The sequence below is a fragment of the Mycobacterium sp. genome (assembly GCF_019247615.1).
Classification (GTDB): domain Bacteria; phylum Actinomycetota; class Actinomycetes; order Mycobacteriales; family Mycobacteriaceae; genus Mycobacterium.
The window spans coordinates 1-16,278 of the sequence record NZ_JAFBAT010000105.1; the positions used below are offsets into that span (position 1 = coordinate 1).

General features: G+C 67.5%; 16 protein-coding genes. 10 read left to right on the forward strand and 6 right to left on the reverse strand.

Features of this window, described 5'->3' with window-relative positions:
• On the reverse strand, positions 1-687 hold a 687-nt coding region (locus tag JO059_RS06920), incomplete at its 3' end, for a GtrA family protein (protein WP_293315353.1).
• Positions 688-800: 113 nt separating this feature from the next.
• Between JO059_RS06920 and JO059_RS06925 the strand changes: the two genes are divergently transcribed.
• From JO059_RS06925 to JO059_RS06960, 7 genes are all read left to right on the forward strand, one after another.
• Positions 801-2,087 carry a 5-(carboxyamino)imidazole ribonucleotide synthase gene (locus tag JO059_RS06925; RefSeq protein WP_293315354.1) on the forward strand — a complete coding sequence of 429 codons (1,287 nt, stop codon included), beginning with the start codon at positions 801-803 and terminating at the stop codon, positions 2,085-2,087.
• Positions 2,084-2,599 (forward strand): 5-(carboxyamino)imidazole ribonucleotide mutase, encoded by a 516-nt coding sequence (purE, locus tag JO059_RS06930; RefSeq protein WP_293315355.1) that lies wholly within the window; start codon positions 2,084-2,086, stop codon positions 2,597-2,599. Before JO059_RS06925 ends, purE begins: the two co-directional genes overlap by 4 nt.
• Positions 2,600-2,615: 16 nt before the next feature.
• Positions 2,616-3,785 carry an acyl-CoA dehydrogenase gene (locus JO059_RS06935; RefSeq protein WP_293315356.1) on the forward strand — a complete coding sequence of 390 codons (1,170 nt, stop codon included), beginning with the start codon at positions 2,616-2,618 and terminating at the stop codon, positions 3,783-3,785.
• Between the two features lie 179 nt (positions 3,786-3,964).
• Positions 3,965-4,828, forward strand: a complete 864-nt coding sequence (locus JO059_RS22915; RefSeq protein ID WP_366516163.1) for an Hsp20/alpha crystallin family protein — start codon at positions 3,965-3,967, stop codon at positions 4,826-4,828.
• 97 nt (positions 4,829-4,925) lie between these two features.
• Complete coding sequence (locus JO059_RS06950) at positions 4,926-5,210, forward strand: hypothetical protein (protein ID WP_293315357.1); 285 nt, start codon at positions 4,926-4,928, stop codon at positions 5,208-5,210.
• A gap of 39 nt (positions 5,211-5,249) precedes the next feature.
• On the forward strand, positions 5,250-6,122 hold the full coding sequence (locus JO059_RS06955) for a PRC-barrel domain-containing protein (protein ID WP_293315358.1): 873 nt from the start codon (positions 5,250-5,252) through the stop codon (positions 6,120-6,122).
• A 53-nt stretch (positions 6,123-6,175) separates the two neighbouring features.
• A complete protein-coding gene (locus JO059_RS06960; RefSeq protein WP_293315359.1) occupies positions 6,176-7,384 on the forward strand; it encodes a divalent metal cation transporter in 1,209 nt (402 codons plus the stop codon).
• A gap of 15 nt (positions 7,385-7,399) precedes the next feature.
• Here the strand turns inward: JO059_RS06960 and JO059_RS06965 are convergent, their stop codons facing one another.
• Positions 7,400-7,828, reverse strand: coding sequence for a hypothetical protein (locus JO059_RS06965; RefSeq protein WP_293315360.1), 429 nt, complete (start codon positions 7,826-7,828; stop codon positions 7,400-7,402).
• A 334-nt stretch (positions 7,829-8,162) separates the two neighbouring features.
• Here JO059_RS06965 and JO059_RS06970 point away from each other — a divergent pair, with 334 nt between their 5' ends.
• The 3 genes from JO059_RS06970 to JO059_RS06980 are packed head-to-tail and all read left to right on the forward strand — an operon-like array spanning position 8,163 to position 11,384.
• Positions 8,163-9,353, forward strand: coding sequence for a fused response regulator/phosphatase (locus JO059_RS06970; RefSeq protein ID WP_293315361.1), 1,191 nt, complete (start codon positions 8,163-8,165; stop codon positions 9,351-9,353).
• Entirely contained in the window at positions 9,353-10,960 is a 1,608-nt protein-coding gene (locus tag JO059_RS06975) for a sensor histidine kinase (protein WP_293315362.1), read from the forward strand. The genes JO059_RS06970 and JO059_RS06975 overlap by 1 nt, the downstream gene beginning before the upstream one ends.
• Positions 10,944-11,384 carry a response regulator gene (locus JO059_RS06980; protein ID WP_293315363.1) on the forward strand — a complete coding sequence of 147 codons (441 nt, stop codon included), beginning with the start codon at positions 10,944-10,946 and terminating at the stop codon, positions 11,382-11,384. Before JO059_RS06975 ends, JO059_RS06980 begins: the two co-directional genes overlap by 17 nt.
• A 9-nt stretch (positions 11,385-11,393) precedes the next feature.
• On the opposite strand, the gene JO059_RS06985 is transcribed toward JO059_RS06980, so the two are convergent.
• The 4 genes from JO059_RS06985 to JO059_RS07000 all read right to left on the reverse strand — a co-directional run.
• Positions 11,394-12,617 (reverse strand): CoA transferase, encoded by a 1,224-nt coding sequence (locus JO059_RS06985; RefSeq protein WP_293315364.1) that lies wholly within the window; start codon positions 12,615-12,617, stop codon positions 11,394-11,396.
• Positions 12,610-13,545 carry a class I SAM-dependent methyltransferase gene (locus tag JO059_RS06990; RefSeq protein ID WP_293315365.1) on the reverse strand — a complete coding sequence of 312 codons (936 nt, stop codon included), beginning with the start codon at positions 13,543-13,545 and terminating at the stop codon, positions 12,610-12,612. Before JO059_RS06990 ends, JO059_RS06985 begins: the two co-directional genes overlap by 8 nt.
• A 233-nt stretch (positions 13,546-13,778) precedes the next feature.
• Positions 13,779-15,674 (reverse strand): ABC transporter ATP-binding protein, encoded by a 1,896-nt coding sequence (locus JO059_RS06995; protein ID WP_293315368.1) that lies wholly within the window; start codon positions 15,672-15,674, stop codon positions 13,779-13,781.
• Positions 15,658-16,278: hypothetical protein (locus tag JO059_RS07000; RefSeq protein WP_293315366.1), on the reverse strand; the 621-nt coding region annotated here is incomplete at its 5' end. The genes JO059_RS07000 and JO059_RS06995, both read right to left, overlap by 17 nt.

Below are 16,278 nucleotides of genomic sequence, written 5' to 3' on the forward strand. Positions count from 1 at the left end.
GGTTTTCGACACCCTCGGTTCGGCCGGGCCGGACGTGTCGCCGAGCTGAGTGAAGCGGCTGGCCTTCTTGCGCCAGGCACGCAACAAGGTGACGTTGCTGTCTTGCAACCCAGCCTCCAAGCCGCCCTCGAGGGCGTCCTCGAAGACCTCGGCTATGCCGCCCGCGGTAAGGGCGGATTCCAGCGCCTTGTCGGGGTTGCGGGCGAACTCGTCGGGAAACACCCACCGCCGGAATGCCCAGAAGCGAAACGCCATCTGCAGCAGATTGCCGATGATGTAGGCCGAAATGAAGTCCGTGATGTTCTCGACGGTCAGCGACACCGCGGGCACACGCAGTTGCAGTACGTAATGGGAAAACCAGAGAGGCGCCATGCTCAGCAGCACCCCGACCCCGCTGAACGCGAAAAACAGCAGCGCCTCGTGGTGGCGTTCACGGCCGCCACGGTCGCGGAAGCTCCACTCCCTGTTCAACAGGTAGGACGCGATGACCGCGACGATGCCCGCGATGACTTTGGCGGTCACCGGCTTGGGCTCGAGGACCGTCAGCTTCAGGGTGTAGAAAATCGCCGAGTCGATGATGAAGGTGGTCCCGCCGACGATGGCGAATTTGATCAGTTCGTGATGGCGCAGCAAGTAGGGCTGAACGGCCTTGGGCAGGCGCGCGATCGCGGCATCGGCGAGAGACACAACTCGTGAGTGTACGGATGCACGCGAAACCGACGCAAAAGAATGCTACATAACGGGCGGTCGTCACAGCCGGCTCAACACGCCCTGAACCCGACGCCGCCGCCCATGACACCATGATGGCCGTGCCGAACACACCCCCGCTGCGCGCCGCCACCCCTGTGGTCGCCATGGTGGGCGGCGGTCAGCTCGCCCGCATGACCCACCAGGCCGCCATCGGGCTGGGCCAGACGTTGCGGGTGCTGGCCACCGCGCCGGACGAATCCGCCGCGCAGGTCAGTCCCGACGTGGTGATCGGCTCGCACACCGACCTCGAAGACCTGCGCCGGGTCGCGGCGGGTGCCACCGTACTTACGTTCGACCACGAGCATGTCCCCAACGAGCTGCTGAACAAGCTGGTCGCCGAAGGCGTCAACGTGGCGCCGCCGCCGGCGGCGCTGGTGCATGCCCAGGACAAGCTCGTGATGCGGCGCCGACTGGAGGCGCTGGGCGCGCCGGTGCCGCGCTACGCGGGTATTGGAACACTCGACGAGCTGGACGATTTCACGCAGCGCGTGTCGGGCGCGGTGGTCGTGAAAGCCGTTCGCGGGGGATACGACGGGCGCGGGGTTCGGATGGCGCGCGACCCTTTGCACGCCCGCGAGATCGCGGCCGCCTTCCTGGCCGATCGCGTGCCGGTGATGGCGGAGGAGCAGGTGAACCTACGCCGCGAACTGTCGGCCCTGGTGGCGCGCTCCCCGTTCGGGCAGGGCGCGGCGTGGCCGGTGGTCGAGACGGTGCAACGGGACGGGATCTGCGTCCAGGTGATCGCGCCGGCACCGGACTTGCCCGCCGACGTGGCGTCCACCGCCCAGCGGCTGGCCTTGCGGTTGGCCGCCGAACTGGGCGTCGTCGGCGTGCTCGCGGTCGAGCTGTTCGAGACAGCGGGCGGGGACCTGCTCGTCAACGAGCTGGCGATGCGACCCCACAACTCCGGGCACTGGACCATGGACGGGGCGCGCACCAGCCAGTTCGAACAGCATCTGCGTGCGGTGCTGGACTATCCACTCGGCGACACCGATGCCATCGCGCCGGTTACGGTCATGGCCAACGTGCTGGGCGCCGCGCAACCGCCGCCGACGCCCACTTTGAGCATGGACGAGCGGTTGCACCACCTGTTCGGCCGGATGCCGGATGCCCGGGTCCACCTCTACGGCAAGGCCGAACGACCCGGTCGCAAAATCGGTCACATCAATTTCCTTGGCTCGGACAAGGCCGACGTCGAGGCGCTGCGGGAACGGGCGCAGCTGGCAGCACACTGGTTGGCACACGGGCAGTGGCCGGATGGGTGGGATCCGCACGGCGGCGACGATGCAGAGCAAAACGGCGATGCAGAGCACGGGGGAGAGGAGCGGCGTAGATGACCCAGCAGCCCCGCGTCGGGGTGATCATGGGCAGCGACAGCGACTGGTCGGTGATGGCCGACGCCGCCGAGGCGCTGGCCGAGTTCGACATTCCGACCGAGGTCCGGGTGGTCTCGGCGCACCGCACCCCCGATGTGATGTTCGACTACGCGCGGGGCGCGGCCGACCGCGGGCTCGAGGTGATCATCGCCGGCGCGGGCGGCGCCGCTCACCTGCCCGGCATGGTCGCCTCGGCGACGCCGCTGCCGGTGATCGGGGTGCCGGTCCCGCTGGGCAGGCTGGATGGCCTGGACTCCCTGCTGTCGATCGTGCAGATGCCGGCCGGGGTCCCGGTGGCCACGGTGTCGATCGGCGGTGCCCGCAACGCGGGGCTGCTGGCCGTGCGCATCCTGGCTTCCTCCGACCCGGAACTGCGGGCCCGCCTGCACGCGTTCCAGGAGCAGCTGGCCGAGGCCGTGCGGGCCAAGGACGAGGTGCTGCAGCAGCGCCAGGGTAAAGTTACCGGCGAGTAGCGCTAGGAGGCTCGAGATGGCTGGATGGGCCGGAAACCCGTCATTTGATCTGTTCCAACTTCCCGAGGAGCACCAGGAGCTGCGGGCGGCGATCCGCGCGCTGGCGGAAAAAGAGATCGCGCCGCACGCCGCCGACGTGGATGAGAACGCGCGGTTTCCGCAGGAGGCACTGGACGCGCTCAACGCCTCGGGCTTCAACGCGGTACACGTGCCGGAGGAGTACGGCGGGCAGGGCGCGGACTCGGTGGCGGCGTGCATCGTGATCGAAGAGGTCGCCCGGGTGGACGCGTCCGCGTCGTTGATCCCCGCGGTGAACAAGCTGGGCACCATGGGCCTGATCCTGCGGGGTTCGGAGGAGCTGAAGAAGCAGGTGCTGCCGCAGCTGGCAGACGGCACCGCGATGGCGTCGTACGCGCTGAGCGAGCGCGAGGCCGGCAGCGACGCGGCGTCGATGCGGACCCGGGCCAAGGCCGACGGGGACGGCTGGATCATCAACGGCACCAAGTGCTGGATCACCAACGGCGGCAAGTCGAGCTGGTACACGGTGATGGCGGTGACCGACCCGGACAAGGGCGCCAACGGCATTTCGGCATTCATGGTGCACAAAGACGACGAGGGGTTCACCGTCGGTCCGAAAGAGAAGAAGCTCGGCATCAAGGGTTCCCCGACGACGGAGTTGTACTTCGAGAACTGCCGCGTCCCGGGCGACCGGATCATCGGTGAGGCCGGTACCGGCTTCAAGACCGCGCTGGCGACGCTGGACCACACCCGGCCGACGATCGGTGCGCAAGCCGTGGGCATCGCGCAGGGTGCCTTGGATGCCGCCATCGCCTACACCAAGGACCGCAAGCAATTCGCGCAGTCGATCAGCAGCTTCCAGGCCGTGCAGTTCATGTTGGCCGACATGGCGATGAAGGTCGAAGCGGCGCGGCTGATGGTTTACCAGGCCGCCGCCCGTGCGGAGCGCGGCGAATCCAACCTGGGATTCATCTCCGCGGCGTCGAAGTGCTTCGCCTCCGATGTCGCGATGGAGGTGACCACCGACGCGGTGCAGCTGTTCGGCGGCGCCGGCTACACCACCGACTTCCCCGTCGAGCGAATGATGCGCGATGCCAAGATCACTCAGATCTACGAGGGCACCAATCAGATTCAGCGTGTGGTGATGTCGCGGACGCTGTTGCGCTGACCGGCCCGTCGCTAGGGCCGGCCTCGACTTTTTAGTGCGATTTTCGTTCAACACATGAATGACTTTCTGCCCTATCCGAGCTGGCCGACGGGCGCAAACATGATCAGCACGGGCGGGCGGAAACCGTTCGGCGAGAAGCATGTTCACCAGTGTCGCGTTCGAACTCCCAGGAGGCAGCCATGACACAGCAGTCAAGAAGCGACGACTATTCAACGCGAGAAGTCGTGGCCGGCATCGGGACCTACGGGGCGGCCGCCGTGTTGTTGGTCGCCGCGGTGGTGACCATTCTCGAGGGGATCTCCGTGCTGGGCAACGACCAGGTGATCGTCGTGAGACCCGGATATGTGTATGAGTTCAGCGCCAACGCCTGGGGGTGGATCCACATTGTCGTGGGGGTACTGGTCGCGGCCGTGGCGTTCGGATTGTTCTGGAGCACGACGTGGGCACGCGTGGCCGCCATCGTCATCGCCTCGCTGTCCATCGTGACCCAGTTCCTGTGGCTTCCGCACTATCCCGTATGGGCGATCGTGGTGATCGCGCTGGACATCTTCGTCATCTGGGCGGTGGCGACCTGGGAAAGCCCGGCGGCACGTGCCGCGAGAGAGGCGAAGGCCCAACGGAATTCCCTTGGGGCGCAACCAAGTTTGCGTTGGCCCGAGGTGTCGCAGTGGTCGGGCGGATTCCCGTCCTGGTCGCCGCTGCAGCCGATGTTCGGCGGGCAGCCGATCCGCCTCGAGGACGGGATGGTCGACGGCCGATACGAAGTCAGAGCCGAACTGCCCGGGCTTGATCCCGCCAAGGACGTCGACGTCACCACGCGTGACGGGGTGCTGACGATCAGGGCGCAACGCAGCGAAAGGTCCATATCCGACGGTCGGTCGGAGTTCGGTTACGGGTCGTTCGTCCGCTCCGTCACGCTTCCGCCGGGGACGAACGAGGACGACATCAAGGTTGCCTACCGCGACGGCATCCTGACCGTCTCGGTCGGGATGAAGCCGACCGCGACGGCCGACAGGCGCGTGGACGCCGACTCGGGCGCCTGATCCGCGGATGCTCCGCCGGAGCGGAGGGCGCGCAGACCATCCCTGACGCGCCGATGTCGTCATGGTGAAGACTGCCTATCAGATGGAGGATTCCTTTATGTCCGTGAAGATCGCAGACCCCGCGCAGTACTTTCACCAACGACTGGTCGAGCGCGTCCGCGGAATCATCGACGACCACCGGCCAGGCGAGGGCGGCGCCGACGGCAGTTTGACGTGCAGATGCGGCGCCACAGGGCTGACCGACCATCCTCACCATGTGGCCGAGGAGGTCGTCGGGGGGCTGGCCGTCAAGCCTCACGTCGACGAAGCGAAGAAGCGCATTCGTTATGCGAGTGCATGGTTCGACTGGGAGCTCACGCTGCTCGAGGGCGCCGAATGCTGAAGCGCCGGGGTCGTGCGGCGAGCATGGCAGGAAGATGCAGTGACCGACGCCGGCGATAAACCGTCGTACCGGCGCAGGCTATCGGCGGCGCTGCGCGAACGCTTGGCGGCGCGTCGGGCGTTTTCCGATCAGGCGATCGCATTGGCTCATTTGGTGGGCCGCCCGGTCCTCGACAGCGATGGGACGCGGATCGGCAAGGTCGCCGACATCGTGGTGCGCTGGGAACGCGGTGTGGCCTATCCGCCCGTCACCGGTGTGCTCGTTCCGCTGGGGCGGGGCTTCGCCGTGATCGACCACCAGGCCCTGATTTTGAGTCAGACCGGGGCGCGGCTGCGAGGCGAGCGCAATGTCGTCTCGCATCCGATCCGCCGGGAGGGCGATGTGGCGTTGGCACGGGACATCCTCGATCGCCAGTTGGTGGACATCGCCGGGGTGCAGGTGGTGCGCGCGTCGGAGGTGTACCTGCTCAACGGACCCAACGGATGGGAACTCGCGGGGGTAGATGTAGGCCTGCGGTCGCTGTGCCGCCGGCTCCTGCCGCGGCGGCGCAGGTGCCCGCCGGTTGACCGGGTGATCGACTGGGCCGAGTTGCACGCGTTCGTGCCGCGGTTCACCGACACCTCGTCGGCTTGGGAGTCGGGCCCAGCCATGGCCGCCGGCGCCCCGGGCAGCGGCGTGCAACTGGGCAATTCGGTGGCCGGACTGAAGACGCTGCGCGCCAAGGATGTCGCGGCGATCATGGCGGGTCTGCCGCGCTCGCGGCAGGCGGATCTGGCAGTGCTGGCAGAGCCGGCGGCCGCGGCCGAGGCCCTCGCCTGGCTGGACCGGGAAGACCGCGAGGCCCTGCTGGCGGAGCTGGCCGAGCCGGACCGGAATCGTCTGCGGGCGTTGATGATCGGCCGCGGCTCGTGACCGCGCCGCAACACACTCGCGCCCCGGCACGCCGGCGCCGACGGTGGGCGCGTGTGCTGGCGGTGCTGGCGGTGTTCGGGCCGGGACTGATCGCCGCCAATGCCGGCAACGACGCCGGGGGAATCGTGACTTATGCCAGCGCCGGTTCGCAATTTGCTTACCGCACATTGTTTTTGATGGTTCTGGTGACCGTCGCGCTGGTCGTCGTGCAAGAGATGTGTTCCCGGCTGGGCGTCTATACCGGTGAGGGACTCGGCGGCCTCATCCGCGAGCAGTTTTCCGTCAGGGCGTCTTTCGGCGCGATGCTTCTGTTGCTCATCGCCAACGCCGGGCTGACCGTCAGCGAGTTCGCGGGGGTGGGCAGCGCGATGCAAATCTTCGGGGTCTCGCCGAAGATTTCGGTACCCGTCGCTGCGCTGCTCGTCTGGTCCTTGACGGTATTGGGCACCTACTCGTCCGCCGAGCGGCTGTTCATGATCCTGACGCTGGCCTTCTTGGCCTACCCGGTCGCCGCCTTCCTCGCCCACCCCAACTGGAAGGAAGTGGGAGCCAACCTCGCATGGCCCCACTTTTCGGCCACCCACGCGTTTCTCGTGCTCGCGGTGGCGCTGGTCGGCACCACCATCACGCCCTACATGCAGTTCTATGCGGCGTCGGCCTGCGTCGACAAGCACCTCACGCCTGCCGAGTACCCCGGCGAACGCCTCGACGCGGTCACCGGCTCAATCTGGAGCAACGTCATCAGCGTCTTCATCATCATCGCCACCGCCGCGGCGATCGGCGGCAGCGGTCCGCTGGCGACGGCCGGGGACGCCGCCGCCGCACTGCGACCCGTCGCCGGCGCGGGCGCCCCGGCGCTGTTCGGCATCGGCCTGCTCGGGGCGTCGTTGCTGGCAGCTTCCGTGGTCCCGCTGTCGACCTCGTACGCCGTCGCCGACGCGGTGGGCACGGTCCGCTCGGTGACGAGCAGATTCCGCCAGGCGCGCGTGTTCTACGGCCTGTTCACGTCGCAGATCGTCATCGGCGCCGCGGTTGCGATGGCGCCGGGAAACCTCGTTTCGCTGATCATCAACGCGCAGGTCCTCAACGGCGTCATCACCCCGATGCTGCTTGTCTATGTGCTGATTCTGGCCAACCGATCAACCGTGCTGGGGGAGGCGAAGAACGGCCCGGTGTTCAAGACCGTCGCCACCGTCTGCATCGCCGTGGTGGGCTTGCTGTCGTTTGTCGTGCTGGTGGAAACGGTGCTCGGGCTGGGCTGAGCCGGAGCGCCGTCCTCAGGGGGCCATCGCCGTCGCGGCAGTGCGGGCGGCAAGGGCATCGAGCACGGCGTATTCGGCTTCATAGACCGCGGCCTGCGCGAAATCGATCGCATCGAGGGCGTAGCCTTCGGCGATCTCGGCATATGCCCGCATCTCTTTCGCCTCGTGTTCTTCTTTCTTTTTCGTCAGGTCGCTGCGGATCTTGGCGATGTGGGCGTTCCACGTGTCGGCCAGGTCCTGCCGATGCTCGGATGTTTTGTCGTGGGCGCCGTCGACCGTTTCCTTGAGGTGGTCGGCGGCCTGCGTCGCCCGGTCTCTCGCGCGGGTCGCGTCGGCTTCCACCTGCTCGCGGGCGTGTTCTCCGGCGGCGCGTATCTTCTCATTTGCTTCCTGGGCTGCGGCGGTGATCTTCGCGAATCGCTCGCTGAGCCTATTTTCGGACATCAGACATCCCTTTCGGCTAACGCAACTTTTTGTCTGCGCTGTTATCGTGGCGCCAGCTATGCTTTCGGGCTAGGGTCCTAAGTCCTCGCCGTTGTGGCGGCATCGCCGCAGGTCAGCACTCCTGTGTGGGACACCCCGTTTGGGAAGGCCCGACGCACCGAATAGGATCGCCGACGGCAACGAGTCGGGGAATTGGGGCCAGCGGGTCTCACGCCGGTAAGCAGGCACCGGTTGTCCAGTCGGACCGTCATCGCAGAGCACAGGCGCTCGCCGCAGCCAGGGGGTCTAGTGAACAGCGCAATTCCCAGGCGCATCCACCGATGACCGGAAATTGATGCCCGTGCGAATTCCAGTCACCCCAGCGTCGCATGTGCAGGCATTGTCATTGCTCTTGGTTGAGGACGACCGCGCCGACGCGCTGCTCGTGGAAGAACTGATCGCGGACGCGGTCGCCGACATCCGGGTGAGATGGGCGCAGTCCATGGCGCAGGCGGAGCGCGAGCTGGCGGCGGCGCGGCCCGATTGCGTGCTGCTGGACCTGCATCTGCCCGACGCCAACGGGATGGACGCGCTCGACCGCATCGCCAAACGCGACGCCACGGTTCCCATCATCGTGCTGACCGGGCTGAACGACGAGAACTTCGGGGCCTCGGCGGTGGCCGCCGGCGCGCAGGACTACCTGGTGAAGGGTCGCGTCGAGCCCGAGATGCTGCGACGGGCGCTGCTCTATGCGATCGAACGCAAGCGCGCCGAGCTCATTTCCGCCGACCTGCACGCCAGCCAGCTCCGTGCCCGGGAAAACGCGCTGCTGGAACGGGGCCTGTTGCCGTCCCCGCTGTTGCTCGACGATCCCGGCGTCGAGATCGTGGCCCGATACCGGCCGAGCCGCCCGGACGCATCGTTGTGCGGCGACTTCTACGACGTCGTGCAGACGCCGGATCGGGTCGTGCACGTCGTGATCGGCGACGTCGCCGGGCACGGGCCGGACGAGGCCGCCCTGGGTGCCGCGTTGCGGATTGCGTTTCGCGCGCTCACGTTCGCCGGTGTTCACGGCGTTGCGCTGATGCGGCAGCTCGAGCGGGTCCTGCAGTCCGAGCGAACCGGCACGGGCGTCTTCGCGACGGTGCTCAGTCTCGAGATCCATCCCGACAGCCCGCGCGTCAACGCCGTGCGAGCGGGTCATCCCGGAATGCTGCTGCAGAGCGACGGCGGCGTGACATGGACGGAGCCGCCGGGCGGCCCGGCGCTCGGCCTGCGCGCCGACGACTGGCCGTCGCACCGGCTGGAACTGCCCGCCGGCCAAGGCCTGCTCCTGTTGACCGACGGCCTCTTCGAGGGATATGCGGGAGACGGCAATCGGCGTCTCGGCGAGGACGGTTTGCTGGCGCTGGCCCGATCGCACGCGCGGCTGCCGGGTCCGGCGTTCGTCGACGCGCTGATCGACAGCGCCGAGCAACTCGCCGGGCCCCGCGGCGGCCTCACCGACGACATCGCCGTGTTGCGTGTCGAGCGGACAACAAGGTGATGCCCAGGCTGCGCCCGCCGCGCCTTTCGGAGCTCACCGTGCGGGGATGGCAGGCCCTGGTCCTGTTCAGCATGGGCGTGATGGTGCTCGCGGGAGCGGTGGTCGGCGCCGCGCTGCTGGATCGCGCCGACCAGACCTCGCGACTGCTGATCGACAGCATTGACCCGGCCCGCGTCGCTGCCTTCCAGCTGCAGTCGGCGTTGCGCGACCAGGAAACCGGGGTTCGCGGATACCTGATCGCCGCCGATCGGCAGTTCCTCACGCCGTACTACGACGGGCAGCACACGGAACAGGTGACTGCCGAGGAGATCCGGCGCAGTATTGCTCACCACCCGGAGCTACTCGCCGATCTGGAAGCGATCGTGAGGGCCGCCGCCGGCTGGCGGGCGAACTATGCTGAGCCGGCGATCGCCAGCGTGGTGCCCGACGAACGTAACGTCATGAGCCGGCCGTCGGCGGAGCGCGGCAAGGCCGAATTCGACCACCTGCGAACACTATTCGATACCCAGAATGCGAACTTGGCGGCTGCGCGGATGCGCGCGGGCGACGATCTCAGTCGCACCGACGCCTGGCGCGACCGGGTACTGGGCGCGATGGTGTTGGTCTTTTTCGGCACCGCCGCGGCGCTGGGACTTCTGATACGAAACGTCGTCACCCGCCCGATCGCCGCGCTGGCGGCGGCATGCCAGCGGACGACGGAGGGCAACTTCGGCGAAGTCATCTCGGCCCCGAAGCGGCCGAAAGACATCCGGGATATGGCAATGGACGTGGAGAACATGCGGAAACGGATCGTCGAGGAGCTCGAGGTATCTCGTTCCGCCCAAGCGCTTTTGGATGAGCAGGCGGTCGAATTGCAACGCTCGAACGCCGAACTGGAGCAGTTCGCCTACGTCGCGTCGCACGATTTGCAGGAGCCGCTGCGCAAGGTCGCCTCCTTCTGCCAGCTGCTCGAGCAGCGATACCGCGCCAAGCTCGACGAGCGCGGTGTCGAATACATCGGCTACGCCGTCGACGGAGCCAAGCGCATGCAGGCACTGATCAACGACCTACTCAGCTTCTCCCGGGTCGGACGGCTGGGGACCAAGGAAACCGAGGTCGACCTCGACACGGCGCTGGATTCCGGCCTGGCGAACCTTGCCACCGCGATCGAGGAATCGGACGCCGAGATCGTGCGGCCGAAGCAACCGCTGCCGCGCATAGTCGGGGATCCCACGCTGTTGACGATGCTGTGGCAGAACCTGATCGGCAATGCGGTGAAGTTCCGCCGCCAAGATCGACGCCCCCGCATCGTGATCGAATGCGAAGCGGGCACCGGCGATCGCGACGGCGACTGGCTGTTGAGCGTGTCGGACAACGGCATCGGCATCGCGGAGGAGTTCACCGAGAAGGTGTTCATCATCTTCCAGCGCCTGCACGGGCGGGAGGCGTACTCGGGAACGGGTGTGGGCCTTGCTGTGTGTAAGAAGATCGTCGAGCACCATGGGGGCACCATCTGGGTCGACTCCTCCTATACCGACGGGACGCGGTTCCGGTTCACCCTGCCCATGCCCGTGAAGGTAACCAGCTCGGCGACTGCGGAAGGAGCCAAAAATGACAACGGCCGGTAGGGCAATCGAGATCCTGCTCGTCGAGGACGACCCCGGCGACGAGCTCATCACTCGTGAAGGGTTCGAGCACAACAAGGTCAAGAACAGGCTGCACGTCGCGCATGACGGAGAGGAGGGTCTCGACTTTCTCTATCGGCGCGGCCCCTTCGCGGATGCGCCGCGGCCTGACCTCATCCTGCTCGACTTGAACCTGCCGAAATACGATGGCAGGCAGCTACTCGAGAAGATCAAATCGGACCCGGACCTGGCGCGGATCCCCGTCGTGGTGCTCACCACGTCCTTGGCCGAGGAGGACATCCTGCGCAGCTACGAGCTGCACGCGAATGCCTACGTCACCAAGCCGGTCGATCTCGATCAGTTCATGAGCGCCGTCCGTCAGATCGACGAGTTCTTCGTCCAGGTTGTGCGGCTTCCGACCATGTAGACCGGACGCCTATGTCGCCGGCCGCGGCAAGGACGGTTCGAGCAACAGGTCGTTGTGCTGTCCCACCGCGGGCGGTGGATCGGTGGCCACGGCATCGAAGCTGGAGTAGCGCGCCGGGGTGCGAATCACGGTAACGGCCCCATTCTCCGGGCCATCGCCGCCGACCCGCAGGGCCAGTTCGTTCTCCGCGAACAGCGGAGTGTTGACGACCTGCTTCCAGGTATAGGCATGGCAGGCCATCAGGCCGCCCTCTTGCAGCAGCGCCACCCATTCGGCGGCGGTCTTGGCGGCCAGCGCCGATTCCAGTTCCTCGGTCAGCTCCGGGTAATTCATTGCGCGCGAACGCTGGTCGGCGAAGCGCTCGTCCGAGGCCAGGTCCGGCCGGCCGATGATCTGGCACAGCTTGGCCCAGTGCTTGGGCACGTACGCGCTGATCACCAGGTACCCGTCGGCGGCCCGGAACGCGTCCGATGGTTGGGTGGCAAACCCGACGCCCTTGCGCTTCTTGGCTTTTGACTCAGGGTCCGGGTTCGGCTTGGGCGCCTCGCTCGGCTTGTTCAGGTGGATTGTGAGCTGGCTGGCCTGCAGGTTGACCGCGACGTCGTACATGGCGACCTGCACCACGTCGGCCACGCCGTGGCGCTCCCGGTTGAGCAGGGCGGCCAGCACCGCCTGCGCCAGCACGTGACCGCTGGCGGCGTCGACGAGCTGGAACGGGATGATCTGCGGCTTGCCCGTCGGTGTGGGCATCCCGGTGGTCATGCCCGACTCGGCGGCCACCATCAGGTCGACGCCCGGCCTGCTGCCGTGCGGGCCGTTGCCGCCGTACGCCGAAAGGCGCGCGTAGACGAGTTTCGGGTTGCGCGAACGCAACTCGTCGGGACCCAGGCCCAGGCGCTCCATCACCCCCGGCCGAAACCCTTCCAGCACCACGTCGGCGGTGTCGGCGAGCCGCAGGATCTGCTGCTTGGCCTCCTCGGTGGTCAGGTCCACCGCCACCGACTTTTTGCCGCGGTTGTGCGGCAAAAACAGCGTGGGCAGCGGCGGGCGCCCGGGCAGCACCGCGGTGATCTGCCGGGCCGCCTCGCCGTGGGGCGCCTCGACCTTGATGACCTCGGCGCCCAGGTCCGCCAGCACCTGCCCGGCCAGGGGGCCGGCGATGTTCTGGGTGAAGTCGAGGACCCGAAAGCCGTCAAGGGGCTTGGGGGCCTTGCTGTTTGGCGTGTCAGTCATGGGTGGGCTTTCCTTGAGTCGCCGTGCGCAACACCGCGGTGCAGTAGTAGTTCTGGCCGAAGGGGGCGTCGGGCCCAGTGGACTGCAGCGGTAATCCGTTGTCGCCCAACAGCTGATTCAGCGAGGTGCGGACGGGCAGCCAGCCGCGGCCCTCCAGGTAGGTCGCCACGTCGTTGCGTTCGCCGGGGAAGCCCAGATTCTCCAGTTCGACGTCGAGGCCGTTGTCCCGCCACCGCTGGGCGGCGGCGTTCAGCGCATCCAGGTTGGGGCCGATGTTGAGGAAGATCTCGGCCACCAGCCGGCTGCCGTCGGCGCTGAGCTCGGTGATGTTGTCCAGCAGTCGATCCTGCGCGTCCGCCGGCAGGAACCCGAGCAACCCCTCGGCGGCCCACGCGGCGGGGCGCCCCGTGTCCAATCCGGCCGCCCGCAGGGCCGAGGGCCAATCGTGGCGCAGGTCGATCGGGACGGCCCGCACGGCGGCGGTGGGTCTGGCTCCCAGTTCGGCGAGCGTGGCGGTCTTGAATTCGATGACCTGTGGCTGGTCGATCTCGAACAGCGTCGTTCCGGGCGCCCACTGCAGTCGATAGCCGCGCGCGTCGAGGCCGGAGGCGAGGATGACGACTTGACGGACACCCGCGTCGCCCGCCCCCGCGAAGAACGCGTCGATGTAGCGCGTGCGCGCCGCCTGTATGTCGGTCATGCGTTGCATGCCCCAGGGCGCGCCGGGCACGTCGACGTCCGCGGAGTCGAGTTCGCCGCGGGCCCACCGGGTGAAGAAGTCGACGCCGACAGCGCGCACCAGCGGTTCGGCGAACGGGTCGTCGATCAGCCCGGCGCGGGTGGCCTTGGCCCGTCCCGCGGCCACCATGGTGGCGGTGGCTCCCACGCTGGTCGCCAGGTCCCAGGTGTCGTTGTCGGTGCGCGCCATGTCGTCCTTTCTCGTCTACTGGTTAGTCACCATAACGATACGGTTTCCGGCCGGTTCGGCGTCCCGGGCGACAGCCCCCGGGCCTCTAGGCGGTCTGGCACGGGACCCGGTCCTGGCGCTGCCAGGCCTGCGGTTGCTCACTACGGGATGGGTAGGTCTGGGCAGGCGGGAACGTATTCGATGTCCGGTGCCACCCACACACGCCACGGCTCTTTGCTCATTGTGCCCACTTTTCAGGCGCGCGTCATGCGATAGTAGGCGCCCCGCCGGGCCAGCAGTTCGGTGTGGTTGCCCTGCTCGACAACCTTGCCCGCCTCCATCACCAGAATGTGGTTTGCATCGCGGACCGTCGAAAGACGGTGCGCGATGATAAAACTCGTGCGGTCGCGGCGAAGCGCGGAGATCGCGCGCGCAATCAGCAGCTCGGTGCGGCTGTCGACCGAACTGGTTGCCTCGTCGAGGATTAACAGCTGCGGGCGGGCGAGGACGGCTCGCGCGATGGTGATCAGTTGCCGCTCGCCGGCGCTGATGTTGGCACCGTTGTTGGAAAGCTGCGTGGAGTAACCGTCGGGGAGGGTGCGCACGAACTGGTCCAGATGGGCCGTCTCGGCGGCTGCGACCACCTCGTCCTCGCTCGCTCCCGGGCGCCCGTAGGCGATGTTTTCCGCGATCGTCCCGTCGAGCAACCAGGCGTCCTGCAACACCATGCCGATCCGCGACCGCAACGACCGCCGGCTCACCGATGCGATGTCGACGCCGTCGATCAGGATTGCGCCGGAGTCGACCTCGTAGAACCGCATGAGCAGATTTACCAGCGTGGTCTTGCCCGCTCCCGTCGGCCCGACGATCGCGACTGTGCTGCCCGGTTCGGCGACCAGCGACAGGTCGTCGATCACGGGGGTGCCGGGGCGGTAGGCGAAACTGATGCGCCGGAACTCGACCCGTCCGCGCGGGCCCGGGCCGTCGGGCGGCGGCAGGGCCAGCCCGCCGTCCGGTGTCTGCTCGGGCTCGTCGAGCAGGTCGAAGACCCGCTCGGCGCTGGCCATCCCGGACTGCAGCGTGTTGTACATGGCGGCGACCGCGGCGAGCGGTTGGTTGAACTGGCGCACGTACTGGACGAAAGCCTGGATGCCGCCGAGCGTGATCCGGCCGGTCGCCACCTGCACGCCACCGACGACGACCACCGCGACGTAGCCGAGGTTGCCGACGAACGTCGTCGCCGGCGATACCAGTCCGGAGAAGAACTGGGCGCCGAAACTGGTGCGGTACAGCTCGTCGTTGACTTCCCGGAACCGCCGCAGTGCCTCGGGCCGGTGCCCGAAGGTCTTGACCACGGTGAAACCGCTGTAGATCTCCTCGATGTGGGCGTTGAGCCGTCCGGTGTCGACCCACTGGGCGACGAACAGCCGCTGCGACCGTCGGACGATCATCTCGGTCACCGCCAGCGAAAGCGGCACGGTTGCCAGCGCGATGCCAGCAAGCAGCGGTGAGATCGAGACCATCATTGCGAGCGCGGCCGTCACCGTCAGGACCGCGGACACCAGCTGGCCGACGGTCATCGAGACCGACATCTGCATGTTGTCGATGTCGTTGGTGACCCGGCTCAGCAGTTCACCGCGCTGCCCACCGTCGAAGTAGGACAGCGGGAGCCGGTGCACCTTGTCCTCGACGTCGGAGCGCAGCGCCCTGATGGTCCGCTGCACGATTGCGTTGAGGATCCGGGTCTGCAGCCAAACCACCAGCGCGGCGGAGAGATAAAGCCCCAGTGCGAGCGCCAGCGTCCGGCCGACCGCATCGAAGTCCACGCCCTTGCCGGGCACCACGTTCATCCCGGACAGCAGGTCGGCGAAGGTGTTCTCGCCACGCACGCGGGCGGCCGCGACGGCCTGTTCCTTGGTGATCCCGCCCGGCAGCCGGCGGCCGACGACGCCGTCGAAGATCAGGTCGGTGGCGTGGCCCAGGACCCGCGGGCCGACCGCCGAGATTGCCACCGCGACTGTGGACAGCGCGATCACTGCGGCGACCGGCCCACGTTGCGGAGCAAGGTATTTCAGCAGGCGCCTCGCGGAGCCGATGAAGTCGCGGGGCTGCTGCGGGCCCCGCGGTGGACCGTCAGCTGTCCGGGTAATTGGTGTGGCCCGTGATGAAATGCGCCCCGGACGAGTCCATCGAACACACCATGGTGCAGTACCGGTGCACGGTGGGCCCGTCCTTGCCCAGGCTCGGTACCCACTGCCACGTCGTTTCGACGGTGTCGGCGACGGTCTTCCGGGCGCCGACGCTGCAGTGCAGGGTCCGCTGTGCGATGTCGCAGGTTTCGACGAGCACCTCGTCGTGCGACAGGCCGAGCGGATCGTGGATGAGCCGCACGCCGAACCGTTCGGTTTTGCCGTGGGCCCGCAGCCGTTCGGCGATTCCGCAGAGGACGGCCTCGTCGGCGGGCCCCACCGAGGCCGTGGGGCCGAAGTCGGCGGGGCCGGCGAACTCCATGCCGATGAGGCCGACGCCGGCGGTGACGCCCGTGTCGAAGCGCATCGACGTCGCGTTCAAATCCGGTGCGGCGCCCCGCGCGACGGGCGTGGTCTGGGTCCCGCGCGGCGCCGTGACGAGGCTTTCCGCGAAGACCTCGCCCGCTTCCGGATCAAAGTGCTTGTGCAGCAGCCAGATCGCGAATCGCCGCCACGTGTCGATCTCGACGAGGTATTCGCCTAATTCGTCGAGGCAGGCGCGATC

Coding starts and splice junctions, on each gene's coding strand:
- JO059_RS06925 (WP_293315354.1), top strand. CDS start 801: ATGATGGCCGTGCCGAACACACCCCCGCTGCGCGCCGCCACCCCTGTG.
- purE (WP_293315355.1), top strand. CDS start 2,084: ATGACCCAGCAGCCCCGCGTCGGGGTGATCATGGGCAGCGACAGCGAC.
- JO059_RS06935 (WP_293315356.1), top strand. CDS start 2,616: ATGGCTGGATGGGCCGGAAACCCGTCATTTGATCTGTTCCAACTTCCC.
- JO059_RS22915 (WP_366516163.1), top strand. CDS start 3,965: ATGACACAGCAGTCAAGAAGCGACGACTATTCAACGCGAGAAGTCGTG.
- JO059_RS06950 (WP_293315357.1), top strand. CDS start 4,926: ATGTCCGTGAAGATCGCAGACCCCGCGCAGTACTTTCACCAACGACTG.
- JO059_RS06965 (WP_293315360.1), bottom strand. CDS start 7,828: ATGTCCGAAAATAGGCTCAGCGAGCGATTCGCGAAGATCACCGCCGCA.
- JO059_RS06970 (WP_293315361.1), top strand. CDS start 8,163: ATGCCCGTGCGAATTCCAGTCACCCCAGCGTCGCATGTGCAGGCATTG.
- JO059_RS06975 (WP_293315362.1), top strand. CDS start 9,353: ATGCCCAGGCTGCGCCCGCCGCGCCTTTCGGAGCTCACCGTGCGGGGA.
- JO059_RS06980 (WP_293315363.1), top strand. CDS start 10,944: ATGACAACGGCCGGTAGGGCAATCGAGATCCTGCTCGTCGAGGACGAC.
- JO059_RS06985 (WP_293315364.1), bottom strand. CDS start 12,617: ATGACTGACACGCCAAACAGCAAGGCCCCCAAGCCCCTTGACGGCTTT.
- JO059_RS06990 (WP_293315365.1), bottom strand. CDS start 13,545: ATGGCGCGCACCGACAACGACACCTGGGACCTGGCGACCAGCGTGGGA.